The organism is Stenotrophomonas sp. 05L44_2 (assembly GCF_056665995.1).
In genome coordinates this window covers 1-5,786 of record NZ_JBFTNR010000198.1, presented here as the reverse complement: position 1 = coordinate 5,786, position 5,786 = coordinate 1, and the positions used below count along the sequence as shown (strand labels likewise).

Annotated in this window: 3 protein-coding genes; 2 read left to right on the top strand and 1 reads right to left on the bottom strand. The window is 68.3% G+C overall.

What is annotated here, in order from left to right:
* Window positions 1-2,134 (top strand): autotransporter family protein (locus AC1VAN_RS08865; protein ID WP_480985651.1); only part of this gene is annotated, 2,134 nt, incomplete at its 5' end.
* Window positions 2,135-2,300: 166 nt separating this feature from the next.
* A complete protein-coding gene (locus AC1VAN_RS08860) occupies window positions 2,301-4,322 on the top strand; it encodes an acyltransferase family protein (protein WP_442252221.1) in 2,022 nt (673 codons plus the stop codon).
* 97 nt (window positions 4,323-4,419) lie between these two features.
* On the opposite strand, the gene AC1VAN_RS08855 is transcribed toward AC1VAN_RS08860, so the two are convergent.
* Window positions 4,420-5,786: FAD-binding oxidoreductase (locus AC1VAN_RS08855; protein WP_480985650.1), on the bottom strand; the 1,367-nt coding region annotated here is incomplete at its 5' end.

The following is a 5,786-nucleotide window of genomic DNA, read 5'->3' as shown; positions in this document are numbered from 1 at the left end:
GGTGGCGGCCGAGGGGGATCGCGGGCTCGGGCTGGATGTGCGTGGCGGCGTGGCACGGATTTTCAGCACGACGCTGAGTACAAAGGGCAGCTCTGCCCATGGCCTGTACGCGCAGGACGATGCAAACCGCCGCCCGCGCATCGAGGCGATCGACACCGATGTGCTGACCCAGGGTGATGGATCTGCTGCAGCGATTGCCCGTACTGGTGGCACCGTCACGCTGGCCGGCAGCCGTTTGCGCACCTTGGGCCGCTCCTCGCATGGTGTCATTTCGGGTGGACCGGGGCAGATGATCCTGACCAACACCCACGTCCGCACCGAAGGCGAAGGCGCGTGGGCAGCGGTGGTCAATGACAACGGCCGCATGAGCATCGACGGTGGCTCGCTGGTCAGCGCACAGCATGGTGGTGTGTGGCTGCGCAGCAGCCGTGACGCGGGCCTGACCCTGTCCAACGGCGCGCTGGTATCCGGTGGCAACGGCATCGGCCTGGCACTGGATGCGGCGGTGGCCGGGCGCTTCGACGTGGTGCTCCAAGGCGGCTCGCAGATGGTCGGCGACATCGTCATCACGCCCGAGGACGAGGACGCCGGCCTGGTGCCACAGTCCGATGTGCATGTACGTTTGGCTGGCGGCTCGCTGTGGCAGGGGGCTTCCGATCTGGTGCGGACGATGACGATCGAAAACGACAGCCAGTGGACGTTGGCCGCCGATGCCACGATCAGTGGGCTGCAGGTGCTCAGCAGTGGATTGGCGTTGTCCGACGGCAGCGGCCGCTTCAACACGCTCACCGTGGACGGCGACCTGCACAGCGAAGGTGCCACCTTCCTGTTCCAGGGCGCACTGGCGGGCGATGACAGTGCGATCGATCTCCTGCATGTGCGGGGGAATACCTCGGGTGATGCGAGCGTCGTGGTCAACAACATTGGTGGAGTGGGCGCACCTACGGCGGACGGCATCCAGCTGATCCACGTGGACGGTGCATCGCTGGCGCGCTACGCGCTGGCAGGCCGTGCGGTGGGCGGCTCGTACGAGTACTTCCTGTTCCACGGCGGCCTGGCCGATCCTTCCGATGGCAACTGGTACCTGCGTTCGCAGTGGTTCGATGTGTGCGAGGACGATCCGGCTGCGCCGGGCTGTGCCGTGAATCCCGGCCCGGGGCCAGACCCGGGAGACGGCGGGGAAGGTGGCGTGGGGCCGGTGGACCCGATCCGGCCGCCGCCGGTGCTGCGTCCCGAGGCAGGTGTCTACCTGGCCAACCAGTCGGCCGCCATCAACATGTTTGCCCACCGCATGCATGAGCGCACCGGCGCCATCGGCAGCGAGCGCACTGCGTGGGCGCGCGTAGGCCGCAGCAATGCCGATTTCACTGCGGTGGGTGGTCAGCTGTCGGGGGACGGCACTACCTCGGTTCTGCAGGTCGGCAGTGATCTGCTGCGTCGGGGCAATGCCGCCTTCGGGGTGATGCTGGGCAGTGGCCTCGCCGACAACCGCGTCGTTTCGGATCTGACCGGCTACACCGCTACCGGCCGCGTGCGTGGCACTGCGCTGGGTGTTTATGGCACCTGGCTGCAGGACGCCGAGGGCAGTCACGGCGCCTATGTGGATGCGAACGTGCAGTACGGCCGTTTCGACAACCGGGTGCGGGGCGTGGGCCTGGAGCCGGAGCAGTACGATTCGCGCACGACCAGCGCGTCGCTGGAGGCGGGTTACACCTTCAGCGTCTGGCTGGGGGCGTCGAGCCAGCTGTACCTGCAGCCGCAGCTGCAATTGTCGTACGCGGAGTTCCGCGCCGATCGTCATGTGGAGCACAACGGCACGGTGATCGATCGTGCCGATGCCGGTGGCCTGAACGGACGCGTGGGCGTGCGCGTGTTCGGTGGCGGCATCGCGGCGGGCAGCGTGGTGCAGCCCTACCTGGGCGTGAACTGGCTACGTGGCAGCGGCACCAGCGCGTTGCAGTTCAACGGTGACACGGTGGGCGCGGATGTGCCGCGCAACCGCTACGAAGTGCAGGCCGGTGCCGGGCTGAAGCTGGGCCAGCGCTGGAACGCGTGGGGCGGCCTGAGCGTGCAGCGCGGTGACCACGGTTACCGCAACGTGGGCGGCCAGGTGGGCCTGCGCATGGCCTGGTAAACAACGACGCCAGGGCCGACGCCGGGGTCGGAGCCCATTGCATGGCAATGGGCTCTGACCCCAAGCGATCTGGCTGCAGAACCGCCGAGCATGGCTCGGCTCTACCATCGCGCTGAGCGGGGATTGGACATGAACAATGTCCACGTCTGTCGCGATTGTCCATTGAATGACTGCGCAAGCGCTGTCCATGCTGCCGGATCGCTCGCTGACGGTCGCCCGCATGCTTCACCCCGAACGCTCCCACAACGCTGCCATCGATGGCCTGCGTGCACTGGCCGTGCTGGCCGTCATCGTCTTCCATGCGAACGCGGCGTGGCTGCCCGGTGGTTTCACCGGCGTGGACCTGTTCTTCGTGGTCTCCGGCTTCGTGATCAGCCAATCGCTGGCTGCGCGTGCAGGCATGCCACTGGGCGCGCTGCTGCTCGATTTCTACCGGCGCCGCGTACTGCGCCTGTTGCCGGCGCTGCTGGTGATGCTGATGGCCACCTTCGTGCTGTCGGCGCTGTTCATTCCCCGCGCCTGGCGCAACGAGCAGTTCGACCAGACCGGCTGGGCGGCGCTGGTGGGTTTCAGCAACGTGGTACTGGCCGGCCAGCAGGATGACTACTTCTCGCCMGGCGCGGAGCTCAATCCGTTCCTGCACACCTGGACACTGGGCGTGGAGGAGCAGTTCTACCTGGTGTTCCCGCTGCTGTTCTTCGTCTGGTTGCGCGGCCGCGACCGCTGGCCGTGGTCGCGTGTGCTGTTGCCGGCGCTCACGGTGCTGTCGCTGGCGTGGGCGGCCTGGCAGGCGCAGACGGCCCCGGCGGCGGCGTTCTATCTGCTGCCGTCGCGGTTCTGGGAACTGGCGGCCGGTGCGCTGTTGTACCAGTGGATGAGCACGCGCGGTCCCGGCAGGCGCGGGGACGCGCTCGCACTGTCCGGCCTGGCCCTGCTGCTGGCGGGCGTACTTGTCGCGCCGCAACTGGCGATGCCGGTGCCGGGTGTGCTGGCCACGGTGGTCGGCACCCTGCTGCTGTTGGCGGCGGTAGCCGGGCATGGCCAATCGCGGGTCGGCCGCGCCCTGGGCTGGGCACCGCTGTCCTACTTGGGGCGCCTGTCGTATTCGCTGTACCTGTGGCATTGGCCACTGCTGGTGCTGCTGCGCTGGACCTACGGGCTGCAGGGCGCTGCGCTGTGGCTGTATCCGGTGCTGCTGCTGGCCGTGTCGGCTGCGTCCTACCATTGCGTTGAACGTCCACTGCGCAGCGCGCTGCCGCTGTTGCGGCTCGCGCCGGCGAAGGTGCTGGCGATGGCGCTGCCGGTGGTAGCGCTGTGCGGCGCCGGTGCCTGGGCGACGGTGGAGTACCACGAGCAGATCTCGCTCAGCGTCACCCGCGATGGCTACGCATGGCAGGCGCGCCGCTACCCGGCGTGGCGACCGCTGGAAGCGGTGAGCACCCCCGCGCTCGAAGGGCGACGCCTGTTTGTTGTCGGCGACTCGCATGCGGCGGCCTACCGCACGATGACCAGCATGGTCGCGCGACAGACCGGGATGGAGATCCGCCAGGAGGATCGCGGCGGCTGCAGCTTCGTCAATCTGCTGCGGGCCAGCCCGGCCGACTGCCAGGACTTCATCGAGGACAGCCTGTCGGCCATCGAACGCGACGCGCGCCCGGGTGACATCGTGTTGCTGGCGGCGCTGCGCATGCCGGAGCTGCGAGGGTTCGACTGGCAGCAACAGGACGCACAGCAGATTTATCGGCAGTTGCTGGCCGAGCGCACACCCGCGCATGCGCAGGCGGCACGCGATGAAGCCGATCGTGTGCTGGGCCGGCTGCAGCGGCTGGGCGTGCACGTGGTCATCGATGCACCGCTGCCGCTGTTCAAGGCCGGGGCCTACCGTTGCTCGGACTGGTTCAACCGTAGCAATCCGGCGTGCGTCGGTGGCCTGAGCATGTCGCGCGCGGATCTGCATATGCTGCGTGCGCCGCAGATGGCACTGCTGGCCGAGCTGGCCGCGCGTTACCCGTCATTGACCGTGTGGGATCCGCTGCCGCTGCTGTGCGGGTCGGATACCTGCTCGGCCGTGCAGGACGGTGAACCGCTGTTCTTCGACAACGATCACCTGAGCGGCCATGGCAATCGCGTGCTGTTGCCCAGCTTCCGGCAGACCCTGATCGATATTGCGAGCGACAATCCACTGTAGCGCCGGGCCCGCGCCTTGCTGCTCTCCGTTCCGCTCGCGCAAGCCCGCGCGGAACGCGGCGAGCCGAGCATGGCTCGGCTCAACAGTTGTCCGCGGCCTATGCCGGCGGCAGCACCTTGCCCGGGTTGAGGATGCCATCCGGGTCCAGCGCGGCCTTGATCGCGCGCATCGCCGCCAGCGTTTCCGCGGTGAACGCCTTCGCCATGAAATCACGCTTGGCCAGGCCGATGCCGTGTTCGCCCGACAGCGTGCCACCCAGCGCCAGCGTCAGTTCGAAGATCTTCGGCAGCGCGGCATGCGCGCGTGCGTTCTCGTCGGCATCGTCCGGGTGGTACAGGATGTTGACGTGCAGGTTGCCGTTGCCGGCATGGCCGAAGGTGACGATGGTCAGCGAATAGTCGTGGGCCAGTACCTGCACGCCGGCTACCAGATCGGGGATGCGCGATACCGGTACAACCACGTCCTCGTTGATCTTGCCCGGGGCGACGCTGCGCAGCGCGGGTGACAAGGCCTTGCGTGCGGCCCACAGCTGGTCGCGCGCGCGGCCTTCCATCGCCACGTCCAGTGCGATCATGCCGTCACCTTCGGCGGCGGTCGCCAATGCCTGCAGCAGATAGGGCAGGGTGTCGTGGTCGCCATCGGCCTCGACCAGCAACATCGCGCCCGCCTCGGGTACGTCTGCGCCATTGAGGCGCAACAGCTCCAGGCTGCGTGCGTCCATGAATTCCAAGCGCGTGGGAACGACCGGCTGCGACATCAGCCGCGAGACGGCAGAGGCGGCCGCGTCGGCATCGCGGTACAGCACACGCAGCCCGGCCTGGCTGACCGGCAGCGGGGTCAGCTTCAGCGTGGCTTCCACGATCAGCGCCAGCGTGCCTTCGCTGCCCACCAGAAGATGGGTCAGGTCATAGCCGGTGGCGTCCTTGGTGTAGGCACCGCCGCAGCGGATCACCTCGCCGGTACCGGTCACCGCCACCAGGCCCAGCACGTTGTCGCGGCTGGTGCCGTACTTCACCGCGCGCGGACCACCGGCATTGCAGGCCAGGTTGCCGCCGATGCTGCAGATCTCGGCGCTGGACGGGTCCGGTGCCCAGAACAGGCCGTGCGGTGCCAGTGCCTGCTGCAGCGTTCCGTTGAGTACGCCCGGCTGCACCACCGCGCAGCGGTCACCGGCGCGGATCTCGAGGATTCGATCCATGCGGGTGAACGACAGCACGATGCTGCCGGGCACTGGCACGGCGGCGCCGGTGGTGCCGGTGCCCGCACCGCGCGCGACCAGGGCCACGCCATGCGCGCGGCAGGCACGCACCAGCGCCTGCACCTGTTCGATGTCTGCCGGCAGTGCCACCGCAGCCGGGCGCTGGTGGCGCCATGAGTTGTCCTGCGCGTTCGCCTCCAGTGCGCCGTCATCCATGCGCCAGCCGTCGCTGCCCAGCAGGGCGGACAGTTCGGCAACCAATGCGG